We start from the raw sequence: 18,590 nt of genomic DNA, 5'->3' as shown, positions 1-18,590 counted from the left end.
TTGTCCCGGCCATCCACGCCCTTCTTCCTACGTCAACGCCCGAAGGCGTGGATGCCCGGCACAAGGCCGGGCATGACGAGCCGAGGAGGACTTACTTGTCCTTCCACTCCGGCTCGCGCTTCTCGAGAAACGCGCCGATGCCTTCTTCGGCGTCCTGCGCCATCATGTTCTCGGTCATCACTTGCGCGGCGTAGTGATAGGCGTCGGCCAGGCTGAGTTCGGCCTGCTTGTAGAACGCTTCCTTGCCGATCTTGATGGTGTGCGAGGATTTACGGGCGATCTTCTGCGCCAGCGCGATCGCAGCGTCGCGCTCGGTGCCGTGGGGCACGACGCTGTTGATGAGGCCGATTGCATGCGCCTCGGCGGCCGGCACGGGTTCGCCGGTCAGCAGCATATGCATCGCCTGCTTGCGCGGAACGTTGCGCGACAGCGCAACCATCGGGGTCGAGCAAAACAGGCCGATATCGACGCCCGGCGTGGCAAAGCCGGCTTGCTCGGAGGCGACCGCGAGATCGCAGCTCGCGACCAGTTGGCAACCCGCGGCCGTGGCGATGCCCTGCACGGCGGCGACGACCGGTTTCGGCGACAAAACGATCGCCTGCATCATCGTGCTGCAGGCGGTCATGATCCGGCTGAAGCTGGCGCGACCGCGGTCGGCGTCATTGCGATGCGCGGTGAGTTCTTTCAGATCGTGGCCGGCGCAAAAGGCTGGACCGTTCGCGGCGATCACCACGGCGCGGACGCCATCGTCGCGCGCGATCAGATCGAGCGCGGCCTGCAGATCGGCGATCAGTTCGAGCGACAGACTATTTCGCGCGGCGGGACGATTCAGCGTCAGCACCGCAACACCGCCGTCGATCGTTTCGCGCAGCAGAATGGGCGACGAAGTCGGCGTCGCAATGACCGGCAAGGCTGTCATGAAATCATCCGAACGAGAATCCAGCGCTGGGAACGAGCGTCACCTTATTGTAACAAAACCGTCGAAGCGAGAGCAGGGCGGGAACGACATGACACATGCGAGAATGAGCGTAGCCGAACTCGAGGAATTTCTACAGCGCGAGTTCCCGCAGGCGTTCAGCCACGGCGATATTTCGATCGAGTCGGCCGATGGTCGCACGTCCCTGTTACGGCAGCGCTACAGCGATCGCATGCTGCGGCCGGGTGGAACAGTGTCGGGCCCGACGCTGATGGCCCTGGCGGACTTCGCTATGTACGTCGTGCTGCTGTCGGCGATCGGTCCGGTCGCGCTCGCCGTCACGACCAATCTCAACATCAATTTCCTGCGGAAAGGCCAGCCCGCTCAGGATGTGGTCGCCGTGGCGCGGCTGCTCAAGCTCGGCAAGCGGCTCGCCGTCGGTGAGGTCTCGCTGCTGTCCGGCACGTCGCCCGATCCGATTGCCCATGTCACGTCGACCTACTCCATTCCAATGACTTGACCTTTTTGGCGGTATTATTGCACCATAATTAGAACCCTCTGATATCGAAGGGTTTTTCCGGATGTTGGGGGATTGACGCGAACGCCCTGCTTATCTACAAGCGCGCAAGTCCGGCGTCCTGCGCCGAATTTCCCCCTGTCATGGATCAATTCTCATGAAGACGTTTTCGGCCAAGCCCGCCGAAGTCACGAAGAAGTGGGTCATTATTGACGCCACTGGTCTCGTGGTCGGCCGGCTCGCCACGCTGGTCGCGATGCGGCTGCGCGGCAAGCACCTCCCGACTTACACGCCGCACGTCGACTGCGGCGACAACGTCATTATCATCAACGCTGCCAAGGTGGTGCTGACCGGTCGCAAGCGCGACAACAAGGTCTATTATCACCACACCGGCTTCATCGGCGGCATCAAGGAGCGCACCGCGAAGGCGATCCTCGAAGGTCGCTTCCCGGAGCGCGTGCTTGAGAAGGCGATCGAGCGGATGATTCCGCGCGGCCCGCTCGGCCGTGTCCAGATGGGCAATCTGCGCGTCTACGCGGGCGCCGAGCACCCGCACGAAGCTCAGCAGCCGGAGACCGTCGACATCGCCGCGATGAATCGCAAGAACATGAGGGCCGCATAAGATGTCCGAAACCATGCAGTCCCTCGATCAGCTCTCGTCGCTGAAAGTTTCGGCTCCGGACGCGCCGACCTACACCAAGAAGGTCGACAAGCAGGGCCGCGCCTATGCTACCGGCAAGCGCAAGGACGCGGTCGCCCGCGTCTGGATCAAGCCGGGTGCCGGCAAGGTCACCGTCAATGCGCGTGAAGTGGAAGTCTACTTCGCCCGTCCGGTGCTGCGCATGATGATCCAGCAGCCGCTGGTCGCCGCGGCGCGTGCTGGCCAGTACGACGTGGTCTGCACCGTCGCCGGCGGCGGTCTGTCCGGCCAGGCCGGTGCGGTTCGTCACGGCATCTCCAAGGCGCTCACCAATTTCGAGCCGGAGCTGCGCGGCGTCCTCAAGAAGGGCGGCTTCCTGACCCGCGACTCGCGCGTCGTCGAGCGTAAGAAGTACGGCAAGGCGAAGGCCCGCCGGTCCTTCCAGTTCTCGAAGCGCTGATCTGGCTTCATTCGATTTTGCGGAAAGGGCGTCCTTCGGGGCGCCCTTTTTGTTTGTGATGCGCCACGCAGTCACTTCCCCCGGCTGATACTGCAATTTGCATCAGATTTGCGGAAACTAGGCCTTCAAAAGCGACGTGTTTCGCATACGCGATTTCAATGCGGTGCAGCGAGATTGCGGAAGTTACGGGGCATCTCGACAACACTCCCGCGTTGCAGCCTGCTCACTGGACTTGCCTGGACTTCGCATCATGTCGCTCGATTTTTCGACGTTATTCCTGGTTGCAACGCTGATCTGCACGCTACTCGGGGGAATGCTTCTCTACTTTGGCCGACAGGAAAAACTGCCGGCGCTGAATTGGTGGGGATACGCTTATCTGCTCGGAGCAGCGGCGGTCGCGCAGTGGCAGATTCTTAGACTGGTCGCGCCGGACGTCGTCGTGCTGGCGCTTGCCAGCGCTGGTTTCATCGCCTGCGGCATGGTGTGGAATGCCGCCCGCGTATTCCACGGTCTGAAGCCGATCTGGCCGGGGCTGGTACTGGGGGCCGTCGCCTGGCTCGCGACCGTGTTCAGCCTGCCGGCGGAATCCGGCTGGCTGCGCGTCGCTATCGGCGCCGGTATCGTTGCGATCTATGCGGCGCTCACCGCTGAGCAGCTGTTCGCCGAGCGCCGCAAGACCATGAAGCGGCCGTGGGCGGCGATGCTGGTGCCATTGCTGCACGGCGCCGTGCTGATGCTGCCGATCGTGTTGGCCGAGCTGCTGCCGATGCAGGGGGGCGACGCCGTCAACAACGTCTGGGTGCTGATCTTCGCGATCGAATTGGTGTTGTACGCCGTCGGCACCGTGTTCGTGATCTTCATGCTGGTCTCGGAGCGCACCGTGCGGGCCCACAAGACCGCGGCGTCGCTGGATCCGCTGACCGGGCTGTTCAATCGCCGCGGCTTCTCGGAAGCCACCGCGCGGATGATCGAGCGCGAAGGGGCGGCGGGCCGGCCGGTCACGGTGATGATTTTCGATCTCGATCACTTCAAGTCTATCAACGATCGCTTCGGCCATCCGGCCGGTGACGAGGTCATCAAGTTGTTCGCCACCGTCGTCTCCGGGTCGCTGCGGATGTCGGATCTCTGTGGTCGGATCGGCGGCGAGGAATTCGCCGCGCTGCTGCCGTGCTCGGTCGAGGAAGCGATGACCGCCGCCGAGCGGGTGCGCGAAGCCTTCCAGAATTGTGGCCTCGAGATCGACGGCGCCCCCATCGCCACCACTGTCAGCATTGGGGTCGCCGGCGGGCCGGCCGATATCGAAATCGACGTGCTGCTCGCCGCTGCCGACACCGCGTTGTACCAGGCCAAGCGCGGCGGCCGAAATCGCGTCGTGGCGACGGCCAAAGAGCCGCTGTCGCTGGAGCAGGGCCGCCGCCGCGCCGCGCAGCAACCCGAGTCGCGTCAGCAGGTGGTGGTCCGCAACGCGATCAGCATGGGCGCGTAAGGCGCGAAAAGTCGCCTTCATTGCGAGTAGCGCAGCGACGAAGCAATCCAACGCCCCGCCCGTGGCATGGATTGCTTCGCTACGCTCGCAATGACGGGGGCCGGCTTCATTTGCGGCGCGGGGTGCGATAAGGCTCGTGCCTCACGAAACGCAAGGGAGCGCGCATGATCACCGAAATCGCCCAGATCGACATCAAGCCGGGCAGCGAAGCCGACTTCGAGGCCGCCGTCGCCAAAGCCGGCGCCGCGTTCGGCCGCTCCAAGGGCTTTCACGGCTTCGAGCTGCATCGCTCGATCGAGAAGCCGCAGCGCTACCGGCTGATGGTGAAATGGGAAACGCTGGAGAACCACACGGTGGACTTCCGCGGCTCGGAGAACTTCGCCGAATGGCGCGGCCTGGTCAGCGCTTACTTCGCGGCGCCGCCGGAGGTCGAGCACACCAGCACGGTGGTTACGATTCCGGGCTAGACGCCAGCACGATCGGCGGCGCGGCCGTCACGACATCCTGTCCCGGGCTCTCGGCACGGAGGTGATTGATCACCACCTTGCCGATGGCCATCAGCGGCAGTGCCATCGCCAGGCCCCACAGGCCGAAGATGATGCCGAGCAGGATCTGCATCGCGAACAGCGTCGCCGGCGGAATGTCGATGGCCTGACGCTGGATCAGCGGCGTCAGGATGTAACTCTCCAGCGCGTGCACGCCCAGGAACAGGACGAAGGCGCTGACCACGGCAAACCACCCCGAGGCGATCGCCGCGAGCACGATGATCAGCCCGCCGAGGATCGCGCCCACAGTCGGGATGAACGCCAGCAGTCCGGCCTGAATGCCGAGGATGAAGGCCCCGGGAATCCCGATCAGTGTCAGCCCGGTCGCCGTCACCGCGAACACCGCCGTCATCGTGATCAGCTGCGCCAGCAGCCAGCGCTTGAGCATGTCGCCGGTGTCGGTGACGATGGCGCTGGCCTGCGGGCGATAGCGCAACGGAGCGACGCGTTCGAGGCCGCGGCGATAGACATCCGGCTGCGCCGCGAAGGCGAGGCCGAGAAACAGCACGATAAAGAAATTGCCGACAGCGCCGATGGTGCCGAGGATCAGCTTCAGCGTCTGGCTGACGATGGCGCCGCCGCCCGAGGCGATCTCGCCGGCGCTCGGCAGGTTGCGCGGCTGCGGCGCCGGCTGCGGCTCGGCCGCGGTGCTGCCGGCATTGGCAGTATTCGCAGCGTTGATGGCCGGACTGAGTTCCATGAAGCTGGTGTCGACGCCCTGGCGCTCGAGGAAGGTCTTCACGTTGACGATCTGGGTCTTGATCGTGCCCGACAGTGCGGTCGCCTGCTGGGCGATCGTGCTGCCGCCGAGCGCCGCGATACCGACAAACACCGCCGCCAGCAGGAAGCACACCAGAGTGAGGCGCGCACCGTGCGGGCCGCCGACGACTTTGCCGAGCAGGTCGGTCAGCGCATTGAGGAAGACCCCGAACAGGATGCCGGCGAAGATCAGGAACAACGTGCCGGCAAAATGCCAGGACGCGTAGAGCAGGGCGCCGAACGCCACGGTACTGATGCCGCCGACGGCGATCGCCCATGCGAGGTCGTTGCGGTTCTGGACGCGATCGAGAACGGGGATGGTCACGGACGATTCCTCTGCACGGTCGCCCGAGCATTCCGTCAAATCGCCTGCGACGCAAGCACAGCCGTGCGCGTCGCGAGGCCCGCGAAACGTATCACCGCATTAACCATACCGCCGGTCTCCCCATTTTCGCCTTGTTCGCTCTGCGATATGGTCACGCTTCGCTGCCGTTGTGGGGTGGTGGCGATCTCGTGGCTCGTGCAGGTCCGAATTGGGCAGCAGACCATGATCATGATATTTGGGGATCTATGGGGACTCGCGAGCGAGATTCGTTGAGCCGCGCCGCACGAGCGGTTGCCGCTGCAGGCGCGTGTCTGGCTCTGGCCAACTGCGCCCAGAACGGTACGCTCAGCCGCGTCGATCCGAAATACGGTGTTTCGTCGAGCCCGCGCGTCGTCGGCCCGGGCGAGCCGGTACCCAAAGGCGGCGGCACCTATCGGGTCGGCAAGCCTTATACGGTCGCCGGACGGGTCTACGTCCCGCAGGAAGACGCCAACTACCGTGCCGAAGGGTTGGCGTCCTGGTACGGCAACGACTTCCATGGCCGGCTGACGGCCAATGGCGAAGTGTTCGACATGGCGTCGCTGTCGGCGGCGCATCCGACCCTTCCGATTCCGTCCTATGCGCGCGTCACCAATCTGAGCAACGGCCGCTCGCTGGTCGTGCGTATCAATGACCGCGGTCCGTATCACGGCAACCGGCTCATCGACGTTTCGAACAAAGCCGCCGAACTTCTTGAATTCAAACACAAAGGCACAGCCCGCGTGCGGGTCGAATATGTCGGCCGGGCACCGCTCGAAGGCTCCGACGACCGCCAGCTTCTGGCGACCCTGCGCATGAACGAGCCGGCGCCGGCGCCATCCTCGGTGCGGATCGCTTCGGCCCGCGCCTTCGTGCCTGACATGCAGGGTGGCGGAGTCGCAAGCCACGCCATTCGTGGCGACGTTCCGATGCCGGAAGGGCGCCCTTACTCCCTCGGCAACACTGCGGTCGACGTCGCCTCGGTCAGCGCCACCTCGGAAATCTCCGCCTCGCGCTCGCGCAGCAGCGGCCGCTCCCTGGCCCGCAATACCCGCGCCGTGTCCTACGACCAGGACGGCAACTACGCGTCGGCCGAGCCGCAGCCGGTCGCAAGCGCGCCGCGCGCCAAGGACGAGATCGGCAGCCTGCTGTCGGCCCGGGGTTTGTACTAGACCGCCTCGATAAATTTGGTCACGTCTGAGGACGTTCGATAGTCACTGCCACATTGAAGCCTTCGTCATGGCCGGGCTTGTCCCGGCCATCCACGCCTGTCCTGCATTTCCGCCAGCAAGGCGTGGATGCCCGGGACGAGCCCGGGCATGACGGGGGGAGAGGCTCGTGCCTCGTCGCGTCAGCTGCGTGTTGGTGAGCGCTCAGCTCACCTGCTTCAGGAACTCGATCAGCGCCGCATTCACTTCGGCCGGTTTCTCCTGCTGGATCCAGTGCCCGGCGCCTTCGATAATCAGCTTCCGCTTGAGATTGGGCAGCACCTTTTCCATCGCGGCGACGTGCTTGCCGTTCATCTTGTCGGAGATCACCGGGTCGTTGGCGCCGGCGATGAACAGCGCCGGCTGTCGGATCTGCGCGCCTTGCCACGGCGCGGTCAGATCCCAGTTGCGGTCGATGTTGCGGTACCAGTTCAGGCCGCCGCGGAATCCGCTCTGCTTGTACTGTTCGATGAAGAAGGCGAGGTCGGCTTCGTTCAGCCAGTCGGGCAGCGGCAGCGTGGCGGCGGAGCGGCCGATGAAGCCGCGACCTTCCGGCACGAACAGCGAGCGCGCCGGATCGGCAAAGCCGCCGCACAGCATTCCGCGCATCGTCGCAGCAGTGTCACGTTCGAACTCCGCCTCGGCGACACCGGGCGTCTGGAAATACTGCCAATAGAAATTCGAGATGCCGGCGGCCTGCAGCAGCTCGAGCGGCCGGCCTTTGCCGCGCCAGGGCGGCGGCACGCTGAGGCCGGCGACAGCGGTGAACAGATCCGGCCGGAACTGCGCCGCATGCCAGGCGACCGGCGCGCCCCAATCGTGGCCGATGATCACCGCGCTGGTCTGTTTCAACTCGGCGACGAGAGCCACCATGTCGCCGACCAGATCGAAGATGCTGTAGGCCTCGATCGGCTGCGGCGCGCTCGACCGGCCGAAGCCGCGCATGTCGGGGGCGACGACCCGGAACCCAGCGTCCGCGATCGCACCGATCTGGTGGCGCCACGAATAGGACAGCTCCGGCCAGCCGTGACACAGCAGCACCAGCGGACCTTCGCCCCGCTCGCGCACGAACAATTCGATCCCGTTGACCGCGACGGTCCTCGTCGATTCCATTCCGTTTCCGCCCTGAATTGATTGGAGTTTATGTGGAAGCGCAGCGGCGCTCACGATAGGATCGATCCTGTGTCACCACAAACGAAAATGGCCCGCGACATGCTGTCCGGACCTGGTGTGGGACACGCGCACCCTGGTCCGAAGCCGCTCCCGGAAGTTGCTCTATGGCTCTGCTGACGTCGCCGTTTCGTCTTTGCTCGCGTCCCGCATCGCCATGGCGCGTGCTGCTGGCCGGCATGCTGGCGATGGCGGTCGGCGCCGGCCCGGTGCTGGCCGCGAACCAGAGCGTGCAGGGCGCCAAGAAAGAGGAAGTCGTCGGCGGCTACGACACCGACGTGCCGAGCGCGATTCTGATCGACGCCGAGAGCGGCAGCGTGCTGTTCGAGAAGAACGCCGACGAACTGCGGCCGCCGTCCAGCATGATGAAGCTGATGACGGTCGAGCTGGTCTTCAACCTGCTGACCAAGGGCGAGATCAAGCTCACCGACGAATACAAGATCAGCGAATATGCGTGGCGCCGCGGCGGCGCGCCGGCCGGCAACTCGACGATGTTCGCGGAAATTCACAGCAAGGTCGCGGTCGATGATCTGCTGAAGGGCGCCATCATCCAGAGCGGCAACGATTCCTGCATCGCGCTCGCCGAGGGCATCGCCGGTACCGAGCAGGCGTTCGTCGAGCGGATGAACAAGCGTGCGCGCGAGATCGGGCTGACGCAGTCGACGTTCGCGAATTCCAACGGCCTGCCGGACCCGGCCAACAAGATGAGCGTGCGCGAGCTCGGCCGGCTCGCGCGCCACATCGTCCTGACCTATCCGGACTACTACAAGCTGTTCGGCGAGAAGGAATTCACCTGGAACAAGATCCGCCAGACCAACCGCAATCCGCTGCTCAATCTGATGCCGGGCGCCGACGGCCTGAAGACCGGCTACACCAAGGACGGCGGCTACGGTCTGGTCGGCTCGGCGGTGCAGAACGGCATGCGGCTGATCGTGGTGGTCAACGGCGTCGACGATATCGACGACCGCGCCACCGAGGCCAAGAAGCTGCTGGAATGGGGCTTCCGCAATTTCGAATCGCGCGCGCTGTTCGCCTCGGACGCGACCGTGGGCTACGCCCGGGTGTTCGGCGGCGAGAAGCGCTACGTGCCGCTGATGCCGGCCGAGCCGGTGCGGGTGATGGTGCGCAAGAACGGCAGCGACAAGCTGATCGCGCGGGTCGTGTACACCGGGCCGGTGGCCGCGCCGGTTGAGCCGGGCCGCCGGATCGGCGTGGTGCGGGTATGGCGCGGTCCCGCGCTGGCGGTTGAAATCCCGCTGCAGGCCGCCGAGGCCAATCCGGTCGGCTCGACCATGCGACGCGCCATGGACGGCGCCAGTGAACTGGTGATCGGGGCGTTTCGCGCCGGCATGGCGAAGCTCTGAGAATGGTTGAACAAAGCCCCCAAACCGCCTCATCCCGCGGCCGCTTCATCACATTCGAAGGCGGCGAGGGTGCCGGCAAATCGACCCAGATCAAGCTGCTGGCCGATCGGCTGCAGACGTCCGGGCTGCAGACGCTGGTGACACGGGAGCCAGGCGGCTCGCCGGGCGCGGAGATCATCCGGCATCTGCTGCTGTCCGGGATCGGTCACCTGATCGGCGGCTCGCAGGCCGAAGCGCTGCTGTTCGCCGCCGCCCGCGACGATCATGTCCGCACCCTGATCGAACCGGCGCTGGCGCGCGGCGTCTGGGTGTTATGCGACCGCTTTTACGATTCGACCCGCGTGTATCAGGGCAAGCTCGGCGACGTCAGCCCGGCGCTGCTCAACGCGCTGCAGGATGTCACCATCGGGGCGATGAAGCCGGACCTCACCGTGATCCTCGACATTCCGGTCGAGATCGGGCTCAAGCGTGCTGCGATACGTCGCGGCACCGCGGCGCCCGATCGGTTCGAGGGCGAGACGACCGACTTCCATCGCCGACTGCGCGACGCCTATCGGCAGATTGCCACGGCCGAGCCGGAGCGCTGTGTGTTGGTGGACGCGGAAGGCGAGCCGAAGCTGGTTGCCGATCGGATCTGGCGGGCGGTACAGGAGCGCTTGCTCGGCTGGCCACGGGCCACGCCGGCCGATAAGCCCGGCGCGAAAGCGCGACCAAAGTCTGGCGCCAAAGCCAAAACCAAGGCGCGTTCGGCATGAGCGCCCGCAAGGTTTCCGCCGACATCGTCGCCCGCCCGCCGCGCGAGACCACGGCGCTGTTCGGCCACGCCGCCGCCGAGCAGGCGCTGCTCGACGCCTATCGCAGCGGCCGCATCGCCCATGCCTGGCTGATCGGCGGCGCGCAGGGCATCGGCAAGGCGACGCTGGCCTACCGGATGGCGCGGTTCGTGCTCGCGCATCGCGATCCGCAATCGGACGCCGTGCAGGGCGCCGCGACGCTGGCGCTCGATCCCGAGCATCCGATCGTCCGCCTGGTTGCGGCCGAGGCGCATGGCGGGCTGCTGACGCTGGAGCGCTCGCTCAACGACAAGGGCGTGCTGCGCAATGTCATCACCGTCGACGAGTCACGCGAGACCATCGGCTTCTTCGGCTCGACCGCCGCGGTCGAGGGCTGGCGCGTCTGCATCGTCGATACCGTCGACGATCTCAACGCGTCCTCGGCCAACGCGTTGCTCAAGGTGATCGAGGAGCCGCCGCAGCGGTCGCTGTTTCTGTTGATCAGCAACTCGCCGGCGCGCGTCCTGCCGACCATCCTGTCCCGCTGCCGCAAGCTGATGCTGCGATCGCTGTCGACCGACGACGTCATCCGGGCCGCAGTCGCTGCGACCGATCTCGAGGCCGGCGATCCTAAACTTGCCGACGCCGCGGCCGCGTCTGAGGGCAGCGTGTCGCGCGCGCTGACGCTGCTCGGCGGCGACGCGCTGACGCTGCACCAGAAGACGACCGCGCTGCTCGACAGCCTGCCAAATGTCGATCCGCGCGCGCTGCATGCGCTTGGCGAGGCGATCGGCGGTACCGACCGCGCGACCCTGCAGGCCTTCGTGGATAGCGTGGACCGCTGGGTGGCCGGCCGGCTGCGCACGCCCGACGCCAATGCGGAACTGCCGCGCCTTGCACGGCTGGCGGAGGTGTGGGAAAAGATCGGCCGCGCCGCGCGCGACACCGAAGCCTATAATCTCGAGCGCAAGCCGCTGGTTTTCTCGGTGTTCGGGCAGCTCGCGGAGGCGGTGCGCTGACGCCGTTTCGGCCGTGATCTGCCGGCTGATGGTCCTCGCCGCCGCTCAAACGATCGATCTATTGAAAGGCGGCCGCGCACATGGCGCAGCGACAATCATTCTACATCACCACGGCGATCTCCTATCCGAACGGCGCGCCGCATATCGGCCACGCCTATGAGGCGATCGCGACCGACGCGCTGGCGCGATTCCAGCGGCTCGACGGCAAGGACGTGTTCTTCCTGACCGGCACGGATGAGCATGGTCTGAAGATGATCCAGACCGCGCAGCGCGAAGGCCTGACACCGGCGGAGCTCGCCGCCCGCAATGCCGGCCGCTTCCGCGACATGGACGACCGCTTCGGCATCTCCTACGACCGCTTCATCCGCACCTCGGAAGAGCAGCATCACCGCTCCGTCCAGGAAATCTGGAAGCGGATGCAGGCCAATGGCGACATCTATCTCGACAGCTATGCCGGCTGGTACTCGGTCCGCGACGAGGCCTATTACGCCGAGGACGAGACCGTCGTCGGTGACGACCAGGTGCGCCGCGGCCCACAGGGCACGCCGGTGGAGTGGGTCGAGGAGAAGAGCTACTTCTTCAAGCTGTCGGCCTATCAGGACAAGCTGCTCAAGCTGTACGAAGACCAGCCGGACTTCATCGGCCCCGACGCGCGCCGCAACGAGGTGGTCAGCTTCGTCAAGGGCGGGCTGAAGGATCTGTCGGTGTCACGCACCACGTTCGACTGGGGCGTCAAGGTGCCGGGCGATCCGGAGCACGTGATGTATGTCTGGGTCGACGCGCTGACCAACTACATCACCGGCGTCGGCTTCCCCGACGAGAGCGACGCCAACTGGCATTACTGGCCGGCGGACGTCCACGTCATCGGCAAGGACATCATCCGCTTCCACGCGGTGTATTGGCCTGCTTTCCTGATGTCGGCGGGCATTCCGATCCAGAAGCGCGTCTACGCCCACGGCTTCCTGTTCAACAAGGGCGAGAAGATGTCGAAGTCGGTCGGCAACATCGTCGACCCGTTCAATCTCGCCGACCAGTACGGCGTCGATCAGGTGCGCTACTTCTTCCTGCGCGAGGTGCCGTTCGGCTCCGACGGCAGCTACAATCACGAGGCGATCGTCAACCGCATCAACGCCGACCTCGCCAACGATCTCGGCAATCTGGCGCAGCGCTCGCTGACCATGGTGGCCAAGCAGTGCGATGCCCAGGTGCCGGCGCATGGCGAGTTCAGCGAGGCCGACAAGGCGATGCTGGCGATGGCCGACGGCATGGTCGCGCAGGCGCGCAGCGCGATGGCGACGCAGCAGATCCATCACGCGCTCAACGCGGTGTGGGCGGTGGTGGCGGAAGCCAACCGCTACTTCGCCGGCGAAGCGCCGTGGGCGCTCGCCAAGACCGATCCGGCGCGGCAGAAGACGGTGCTGTACGTCACCGCCGAAGTGCTCCGGCAGGTCGGCATTCTGGCGCAGCCGGTGATGCCGGGCTCGGCGGCGAAGCTGCTCGACATCCTCGGCGTCGCCGCGGACGCGCGCGACTTCGCGGCGCTGCCGACGCGGATCGTGCCGGGCACGCCGCTGCTGGCGCCGGCGCCGATCTTCCCACGCTATGTCGAGCCGGCGACTGCGTAGCATGCTGATCGATAGCCACTGCCATCTTGACTTCCCCGACTTTGCCGAAGATCTCGCCGGCATCGTCGCCCGCGCCGAGGCGAGCGGGGTGGGGCGGATGGTAACTATCTCGACTCGGGTCAAGCGGCTTCCGGAGCTGCTGGCGATCGCTGACCGCTTCCCGAACGTCTATTGCTCGGTCGGCACCCATCCGCACCAGGCCGACGAAGAAGACGGCATCAGCGCCGACGAGCTGGTCAAGCTGGCGCAGCATCCGAAAGTGGTGGCGTTCGGCGAGGCGGGGCTCGATTACTTCTACGAGCACGGCTCGCGCGATGCGCAGGAGCGGGGCTTCCGCACCCACATCGCCGCGGCGCGCGAAACCGGACTGCCGCTTGTGATCCACACCCGCGAGGCGGACGAGAATTGCGGCCGCATCCTCGAAGACGAGATGGGCAAGGGCGCGTTTCGCGCGGTGCTGCATTGCTACACCGGCGGCCGCGACCTCGCGCTGCAGGCGATCGATCTCGGCCTGCTGATCGGCTTCACCGGCATCCTGACCTTCAAGAAATCGCAGGCGCTGCGCGACCTCGCCGCCGAACTGCCGGCCGACCGCGTGCTGGTCGAGACCGACTCGCCGTATCTGGCGCCCGGCAAATATCGCGGCAAGCGCAACGAGCCGGCCTATGTGGTCGAGACCGCCAAGGTGCTGGCCGAGGTCCGCGGCGTGACGCCGGACGAGATCGCACGGCAGACGACCGAGAACTTCTTCCGCCTGTTCGGCAAGGTGCCGGCGCCCGCCGCCGCCTGATCCATTCCGCGACGGAGGCCGCATGACGCTGACGCTCACCATCCTCGGCTCGGGTTCGTCCGCCGGCGTACCACGCCCCGCACTCGGCTGGGGCGCCGCCGATCCGTCCAACCCGAAGAACCGTCGTCGCCGCTGCTCGCTGCTCGCCGAGCGCGTCACGCCGGACGGTATCACCCGTGTGCTGATCGACACCTCGCCGGATCTGCGCGAGCAACTGATCGACGCCGACGTCGATCATCTCGACGCCGTCTTCCTCACCCACGAGCACGCCGACCAGACCCACGGCATCGACGATCTGCGTTCGGTGGTGATGGCGATGCGGCGGCGCATTCCGGTCTATCTCAACAAGTCGACCGCCGATCACGTGCTGCTGCGCTTCGCCTATTGTTTCGAGACGCCCCCCGGCAGCTCCTATCCGCCGATCCTGGATGCGCATTCGATCGAGGCCGGCGAAACCCGCAGCATCGCAGGGGCAGGCGGCGAGCTGACGCTGGCGCCGTTCCTGGTCCAGCACGGTGACATCCCGGCGCTCGGCTATCGCATCGGCAGCGCCGCCTACACGCCTGACGTGCACGACATTCCGGCCGACAGCTTTCCGCGTCTCGAAGGCCTCGACCTCTGGATCATCGACGGCCTGCGCTACAAGCACCACGGCAGCCACTTCAACATCGAAGCCGCGCTGAAATGGGTCGATCGCTTCAAGCCGAAGCGCGCGGTGATTACCAACATGCACGCCGACATCGACTACGAGACGCTGCGCAAAGAGCTACCGGCGGGTGTCGTACCAGGGTTCGACGGAATGCGACTGGAAGTTGTGGGCTGACCTCTGGGTCGCGGAATGACACCGTGAGAATGCGGCATGGGGGTTCCTGGAAGGAACCACACGCGTAGTTCCCGGTTGATCATTTGATGTTGATTCAAGAGCCTTTTCGCGTAGTACGAGCTTTATCCGCCGACCTCGCGTACCACGAAGCGTGGTACGTCGGCGCGGTGCGCGGGTTGCACACACGTCATTCGGACTTTGCTAATACATTGTCCCTGCATACTAAGCGAGATGCGTAGTGTGCACGGAGGCCGGTGTGCCTGACCTTTGGCTATACGATCAGATGTCTCGATTAGGTGCATTGAGCTACCGGCTGAAGATCATGCTGGTCGCTTTCCTCGGCATCCACGTTCCGCTGGTCGTCGTCGTGCTCTATATCGCCGCCCTCAACGCCGAACATTGGGGAGAGTTCGTCGACACCCTGGTAGTGACGCTGCTGGCGACGCTGCTCGGAAGCGGCCTCACTCTGTTCGTGCTGAGCAAGTTGTTAAGCCCGGTGCTGCTGACCGCGCAGGCGCTCGAGGGCTTCCGCTGCGACCGCAACCTCGGCAAGCTGCCGCGCCACTACACCGACGAGGCCGGCCGGCTGATGGCCTGCGCGGCCGAGACGATCGACCATCTCGAAACCACGCTCGACCGCCTCGAACACGTCGACGAAGCGACCGGGCTACCCAACCGCCGGCAGTTGCTTGCGTCGACCGCCCAGGCAATCGAGCAGGGCTCCGGCGTGGCCTTGGCGGTGGTCCGCTTCGCCGATCATGCGCGCGTCACGAACGCCTATGGTAACAGCGCCGCCGAACGCGCGATGGCGATCCTGGCCCGGCGGCTCGGCTCGTTCGTCGCTGAGGGCAAGATGCTCGCGCGCCCGGGCCGCGCCGAACTGGCGATCCTGGGGACGACGGACACCAATGCTGACAGCCAGGCGGCACTGGGATTCCGTATTCGCGACGTGGTCAAGTCGTCGTCCGGTGAGTTTGCGCTCGGCGGCATCGTGCTCGACCCGTTTCTGCAATCCGGCCTCGCGTTCCATCCGGCCGACGGCGCCAGCGCCGAGAATCTGCTCGACGCGGCTGCGGCCGCGGCGACCCAGAGTGGCCCGGCGATGCCGCTGGTGCTGCACTCGGCGGCAGCGACAAGGGCCGCGCGGTCGCGCTTCGAACTGGAGCATGATCTGCGTCGCGCATTGCCGGACGGCCAGCTCGATCTGAACTATCAGCCGATCGTCGATCTCGACAGCCACAGCGTGGTCGGCGCCGAAGCGCTGCTGCGCTGGCACCATCCTGAGCGGGGCATGGTTTCGCCGGCCGAGTTCATTCCGCTCGCCGAAGCCACCGACCTGATCCGGCCGATCGGCCTGTGGATGTTGTCGCGCGCATGCACGCAGATCCGGGAGTGGGCGCGCTCCGAACTCGGCGACATCCGCCTCGCGGTGAATCTGTCGGCCCGGCAGTTTCTCGACAAGGATCTGGTCCCGCATGTGCGCGGCGCGATCGAGGCCGCCGGGATCAGCCCCGACCGGCTGGAGATCGAGCTGACCGAGACGGCGGCGATGGCCGACCATGCGCACACCCGCCGGGTCTTCACGGCGCTCCGCGATCTCGGCGTCGGCATCGCGCTGGACGATTTCGGCACCGGCTACGCCAGCATGAGCTATCTGCGCAAATTGCCGTTCAACAAGCTCAAGATCGATCGCGAGTTCGTCCATCACGTCGACAGCTCGGGCGAGAGCCAGGCGATCTGCGACGCGCTGATTGCGCTGTCACGGGGCCTCGGCATCAACGTGCTGGCCGAAGGCGCGGAACGCGAGGAGGAGGTGCGGCACCTGTTGACGCGGGGCTGCTCGACGTTCCAGGGCTACTACTTTGCACGGCCGGTGCCGGCCAACGACCTCGGACGCGCCGTCGGCCTCGCCCAACTCCGCATGCAGCATCATCGCATGGAGCATGCCGACCGTGGACCAGCCGACCTTGGCAGGCAGGGCAAACGGGCCTGAGCGGGCAGCCACCACACCATTGGCCTCGTCATTCCGGGGCGCGAGCGCAGCGAGCGAACCCGAAATCTGCCACAGGCACAGCGCGGCCGATGCCTCGCACACCAACCTCGAGGTTCCGGGTTCGCTTCGCGCCCCGGAACGACGGTGCGGGTTGAGAGGATGGAAGTGCGATCCTCGACGCAACTTCACGAGTTCGAAGTCGAGCACGTTTCGATTTCAGGTCGTGCCACATTTCAATCGCGCCACCACCTCAGCCCCGTCATTCCGGGGCGCGAGCGCAGCGAGCGAACCCGGAATCTGCCACGGGCACAGCGCGGCCGACGCCTCGCGCACCAATTTCGAGATTCCGGGTTCGCACCATCGGCCGCTGGAGGCCGTCCGATGGCGCGCCCCGGAATGACGGCGCGCGTCATCGACTATACGACTTCACTGCTACGAAGCGCCGTCAGCACGCTGCCGCACTCAGCGCCAGCGGGGCAGGGCGACCGCCCGTACTACTCGCTGATCGCCTTCGCCGACTTCACCTGATCGCGCAGCATGAATTTCTGGATCTTGCCGGTCGAGGTCTTGGGGATCGCCGAGAACACGATGGTCTTCGGGGTCTTGAAGCCGGGGAGGTGTTCGCGGCAGTAGGCGATGATCTCGGCCTCCGAGGCGTTCGCACCATCCTTCAGCTCGACGAAGGCGCAGGGGACTTCGCCCCATTTCGGATCGGGCTTGGCAACCACGGCGGCGAACAGGATCGCGGGGTGTTTGTATAGCACGTCCTCGACCTCGACCGAGGAGACGTTCTCGCCGCCGGAGATGATGATGTCCTTGGAGCGGTCCTTGATGATGACGTAGCCTTCGGCGTCGAGCACGCCGAGGTCGCCGGTGTGAAACCAGCCGCCGGCGAGGGCTTCCTTGGTGGCCTTCTCGTTCTTGAGATAGCCCTTCATCACGATGTTGCCGCGGAACATCACCTCGCCGATGGTCTCGCCGTCGCGCGGCACTTCCCGCATCGTCTCGGGATCGAGCACGGTGACGGCTTCCTGCAGTGGGTAGGGCACGCCCTGCCGGCGCTTGAGCTGGGCGCGCTCGGCGACGCTGAGATCGTCCCAGCCGGGCTGCTCGGCGCAGACCGAGGCGGGGCCATAGACTTCGGTCAGGCCGTAGACGTGGGTCAGCTTGATGCCGATGGTCTCGGCGCCGGCCAGCACCGCCACCGGCGGCGCCGCGCCCGCGATCAGGCCGACGACCGGCTTGGCAGCCGCGCCCTTCGGCGCGTCCGGCGCGTTGATCAGCGCATTGAAGACGATCGGCGCGCCGCACATGTGGGTGACGCCGTGCTTGGGGATCAGTTCGAAGATCTTGGCCGGATCGACCTTGCGCAGGCAGACGTTGACGCCGGCGGCGGCGGCCAGCGTCCACGGGAAGCACCAGCCGTTGCAGTGAAACATCGGCAGCGTCCACAGATACACCGGATGGGCGCCGAGATTGGCCGCAAGGATGTTGCTGACGGCGTTGAGATAAGCGCCGCGGTGATGCGTCACCACGCCCTTGGGATTGCCGGTGGTGCCGGACGTGTAGCCGAGCGAGATCGCGTCCCACTCGTCCTGCGGCCGCTCGCCGGTGAACGACGGATCGCCGGACGCGACCGCGTATTCGTATTCGAGTTCGCCGATGCGATGGCTGCCGGGAAACATCTTGTCGTCGACGTCGATCACCAGCGGCTTCGGCGATTTCATCAGCTTCAGTGCCTCGGCGATCACGGCCGAAAATTCCGGATCGACCAGAATGATCTTGGCGCCGCCGTGCTCGAGCTGGAACGCGATCGCCGGCGCGTCGAGCCGGATATTCAGCGCGTTCAGCACCGCGCCGGCCATTGGCACCGCGAAATGCGCCTCGACCATCGCCGGCACGTTGGGCAGCATCACCGCCACGGTGTCGCCGCGGCCGATGCCGCTGCGCACCAGCCACGAGGCGAAGCGCCGGCAGCGCGCGCGGGTTTCCTTCCAGGTGTAGTGCCGCCCCTCATAGACCACGCTGGTGAGGTCCGGATAGACGTTGGCGGAGCGCTCGAGAAAGCTCAGCGGCGACAGCGGCACGTAGTTGGCCGGCGTCTTGTCGAGCCCGATGCTGTAATGACCCTGGGGAGCGCTCATGACCACCTCTCACTT

At 65.8% G+C, this 18,590-nt stretch carries 18 protein-coding genes; 14 read left to right on the top strand and 4 right to left on the bottom strand.

Annotation, left to right across the window (positions count from 1 at the left end; translation table 11 throughout):
* Window positions 1-91: 91 nt before the first annotated feature.
* A complete protein-coding gene (locus LPW26_RS07020; RefSeq protein ID WP_238733768.1) occupies window positions 92-919 on the bottom strand; it encodes an enoyl-CoA hydratase in 828 nt (275 codons plus the stop codon).
* 88 nt (window positions 920-1,007) lie between these two features.
* Here LPW26_RS07020 and LPW26_RS07015 point away from each other — a divergent pair, with 88 nt between their 5' ends.
* The 5 genes from LPW26_RS07015 to LPW26_RS06995 all read left to right on the top strand — a co-directional run bounded on the left by LPW26_RS07015 (window position 1,008) and on the right by LPW26_RS06995 (window position 4,486).
* Window positions 1,008-1,436: a PaaI family thioesterase gene (locus tag LPW26_RS07015; protein ID WP_238733922.1), complete on the top strand. Its 429-nt coding sequence runs from the start codon at window positions 1,008-1,010 to the stop codon at window positions 1,434-1,436.
* Between the two features lie 154 nt (window positions 1,437-1,590).
* On the top strand, window positions 1,591-2,055 hold the full coding sequence (gene rplM / locus LPW26_RS07010) for a 50S ribosomal protein L13 (RefSeq protein WP_238733767.1): 465 nt from the start codon (window positions 1,591-1,593) through the stop codon (window positions 2,053-2,055).
* A 1-nt stretch (window position 2,056) separates the two neighbouring features.
* Window positions 2,057-2,533 carry a 30S ribosomal protein S9 gene (rpsI, locus tag LPW26_RS07005; RefSeq protein WP_238733766.1) on the top strand — a complete coding sequence of 159 codons (477 nt, stop codon included), beginning with the start codon at window positions 2,057-2,059 and terminating at the stop codon, window positions 2,531-2,533.
* A 250-nt stretch (window positions 2,534-2,783) separates the two neighbouring features.
* Window positions 2,784-4,019 (top strand): GGDEF domain-containing protein, encoded by a 1,236-nt coding sequence (locus LPW26_RS07000; RefSeq protein WP_238733764.1) that lies wholly within the window; start codon window positions 2,784-2,786, stop codon window positions 4,017-4,019.
* A 164-nt stretch (window positions 4,020-4,183) separates the two neighbouring features.
* Window positions 4,184-4,486, top strand: coding sequence for an antibiotic biosynthesis monooxygenase family protein (locus LPW26_RS06995; RefSeq protein WP_238733762.1), 303 nt, complete (start codon window positions 4,184-4,186; stop codon window positions 4,484-4,486).
* On the opposite strand, the gene LPW26_RS06990 is transcribed toward LPW26_RS06995, so the two are convergent.
* Window positions 4,470-5,648 carry an AI-2E family transporter gene (locus tag LPW26_RS06990; protein WP_238733760.1) on the bottom strand — a complete coding sequence of 393 codons (1,179 nt, stop codon included), beginning with the start codon at window positions 5,646-5,648 and terminating at the stop codon, window positions 4,470-4,472. The two genes, LPW26_RS06995 and LPW26_RS06990, sit on opposite strands and share 17 nt — an antisense overlap.
* A 245-nt stretch (window positions 5,649-5,893) precedes the next feature.
* Here LPW26_RS06990 and LPW26_RS06985 point away from each other — a divergent pair, with 245 nt between their 5' ends.
* Window positions 5,894-6,838: a septal ring lytic transglycosylase RlpA family protein gene (locus tag LPW26_RS06985; protein ID WP_238733758.1), complete on the top strand. Its 945-nt coding sequence runs from the start codon at window positions 5,894-5,896 to the stop codon at window positions 6,836-6,838.
* 201 nt (window positions 6,839-7,039) lie between these two features.
* Here the strand turns inward: LPW26_RS06985 and LPW26_RS06980 are convergent, their stop codons facing one another.
* Window positions 7,040-7,987 (bottom strand): alpha/beta fold hydrolase, encoded by a 948-nt coding sequence (locus tag LPW26_RS06980; protein WP_238733756.1) that lies wholly within the window; start codon window positions 7,985-7,987, stop codon window positions 7,040-7,042.
* Between the two features lie 164 nt (window positions 7,988-8,151).
* On the opposite strand from LPW26_RS06980, the gene LPW26_RS06975 reads away from it, so the two are divergent.
* The 8 genes from LPW26_RS06975 (at window position 8,152) to LPW26_RS06940 (ending at window position 16,959) form a co-directional block, all read left to right on the top strand.
* Complete coding sequence (locus LPW26_RS06975) at window positions 8,152-9,408, top strand: D-alanyl-D-alanine carboxypeptidase family protein (RefSeq protein WP_238733754.1); 1,257 nt, start codon at window positions 8,152-8,154, stop codon at window positions 9,406-9,408.
* A gap of 2 nt (window positions 9,409-9,410) precedes the next feature.
* Entirely contained in the window at window positions 9,411-10,163 is a 753-nt protein-coding gene (tmk, locus tag LPW26_RS06970) for a dTMP kinase (RefSeq protein WP_238733750.1), read from the top strand.
* Window positions 10,160-11,200 (top strand): DNA polymerase III subunit delta', encoded by a 1,041-nt coding sequence (locus LPW26_RS06965; protein WP_238733748.1) that lies wholly within the window; start codon window positions 10,160-10,162, stop codon window positions 11,198-11,200. The genes tmk and LPW26_RS06965 overlap by 4 nt, the downstream gene beginning before the upstream one ends.
* Before the next feature lie 80 nt (window positions 11,201-11,280).
* Complete coding sequence (metG, locus tag LPW26_RS06960; RefSeq protein ID WP_238733746.1) at window positions 11,281-12,825, top strand: methionine--tRNA ligase; 1,545 nt, start codon at window positions 11,281-11,283, stop codon at window positions 12,823-12,825.
* Window position 12,826: 1 nt separating this feature from the next.
* The gene (locus LPW26_RS06955; protein WP_238733744.1) at window positions 12,827-13,615 is read left to right on the top strand and encodes a TatD family hydrolase; all 789 of its coding nucleotides are present in this window, start codon (window positions 12,827-12,829) and stop codon (window positions 13,613-13,615) included.
* A 22-nt stretch (window positions 13,616-13,637) separates the two neighbouring features.
* A complete protein-coding gene (locus tag LPW26_RS06950; protein ID WP_238733742.1) occupies window positions 13,638-14,438 on the top strand; it encodes an MBL fold metallo-hydrolase in 801 nt (266 codons plus the stop codon).
* Between the two features lie 256 nt (window positions 14,439-14,694).
* Window positions 14,695-16,431 carry a putative bifunctional diguanylate cyclase/phosphodiesterase gene (locus LPW26_RS06945; RefSeq protein ID WP_238733739.1) on the top strand — a complete coding sequence of 579 codons (1,737 nt, stop codon included), beginning with the start codon at window positions 14,695-14,697 and terminating at the stop codon, window positions 16,429-16,431.
* Window positions 16,432-16,812: 381 nt separating this feature from the next.
* On the top strand, window positions 16,813-16,959 hold the full coding sequence (locus LPW26_RS06940; protein ID WP_238733737.1) for a hypothetical protein: 147 nt from the start codon (window positions 16,813-16,815) through the stop codon (window positions 16,957-16,959).
* On the opposite strand, the gene LPW26_RS06935 is transcribed toward LPW26_RS06940, so the two are convergent.
* Window positions 16,926-18,575: an acyl-CoA synthetase gene (locus LPW26_RS06935; protein WP_238733736.1), complete on the bottom strand. Its 1,650-nt coding sequence runs from the start codon at window positions 18,573-18,575 to the stop codon at window positions 16,926-16,928. The genes LPW26_RS06940 and LPW26_RS06935 overlap by 34 nt on opposite strands.
* Between the last annotated feature and the right edge of the window lie 15 nt (window positions 18,576-18,590).

The sequence above is a fragment of the Rhodopseudomonas infernalis genome (assembly GCF_022271405.1).
In the GTDB taxonomy this organism is placed as follows: Bacteria; Pseudomonadota; Alphaproteobacteria; order Rhizobiales; family Xanthobacteraceae; genus Rhodopseudomonas; species Rhodopseudomonas infernalis.
The sequence above is the reverse complement of the archived record's forward strand: the minus strand, read 5'-3'. Positions and strand labels throughout refer to the sequence as shown.

Excerpts from the sequence above, each read along its gene's own strand:
- LPW26_RS07020 (WP_238733768.1), bottom strand. The coding sequence starts at position 919 with ATGACAGCCTTGCCGGTCATTGCGACGCCGACTTCGTCGCCCATTCTG.
- LPW26_RS07015 (WP_238733922.1), top strand. The coding sequence starts at position 1,008 with ATGACACATGCGAGAATGAGCGTAGCCGAACTCGAGGAATTTCTACAG.
- rplM (WP_238733767.1), top strand. The coding sequence starts at position 1,591 with ATGAAGACGTTTTCGGCCAAGCCCGCCGAAGTCACGAAGAAGTGGGTC.
- rpsI (WP_238733766.1), top strand. The coding sequence starts at position 2,057 with ATGTCCGAAACCATGCAGTCCCTCGATCAGCTCTCGTCGCTGAAAGTT.
- LPW26_RS07000 (WP_238733764.1), top strand. The coding sequence starts at position 2,784 with ATGTCGCTCGATTTTTCGACGTTATTCCTGGTTGCAACGCTGATCTGC.
- LPW26_RS06995 (WP_238733762.1), top strand. The coding sequence starts at position 4,184 with ATGATCACCGAAATCGCCCAGATCGACATCAAGCCGGGCAGCGAAGCC.
- LPW26_RS06985 (WP_238733758.1), top strand. The coding sequence starts at position 5,894 with ATGGGGACTCGCGAGCGAGATTCGTTGAGCCGCGCCGCACGAGCGGTT.
- LPW26_RS06980 (WP_238733756.1), bottom strand. The coding sequence starts at position 7,987 with ATGGAATCGACGAGGACCGTCGCGGTCAACGGGATCGAATTGTTCGTG.
- LPW26_RS06975 (WP_238733754.1), top strand. The coding sequence starts at position 8,152 with ATGGCTCTGCTGACGTCGCCGTTTCGTCTTTGCTCGCGTCCCGCATCG.
- tmk (WP_238733750.1), top strand. The coding sequence starts at position 9,411 with ATGGTTGAACAAAGCCCCCAAACCGCCTCATCCCGCGGCCGCTTCATC.
- LPW26_RS06965 (WP_238733748.1), top strand. The coding sequence starts at position 10,160 with ATGAGCGCCCGCAAGGTTTCCGCCGACATCGTCGCCCGCCCGCCGCGC.
- metG (WP_238733746.1), top strand. The coding sequence starts at position 11,281 with ATGGCGCAGCGACAATCATTCTACATCACCACGGCGATCTCCTATCCG.
- LPW26_RS06955 (WP_238733744.1), top strand. The coding sequence starts at position 12,827 with ATGCTGATCGATAGCCACTGCCATCTTGACTTCCCCGACTTTGCCGAA.
- LPW26_RS06950 (WP_238733742.1), top strand. The coding sequence starts at position 13,638 with ATGACGCTGACGCTCACCATCCTCGGCTCGGGTTCGTCCGCCGGCGTA.
- LPW26_RS06940 (WP_238733737.1), top strand. The coding sequence starts at position 16,813 with ATGGCGCGCCCCGGAATGACGGCGCGCGTCATCGACTATACGACTTCA.
- LPW26_RS06935 (WP_238733736.1), bottom strand. The coding sequence starts at position 18,575 with ATGAGCGCTCCCCAGGGTCATTACAGCATCGGGCTCGACAAGACGCCG.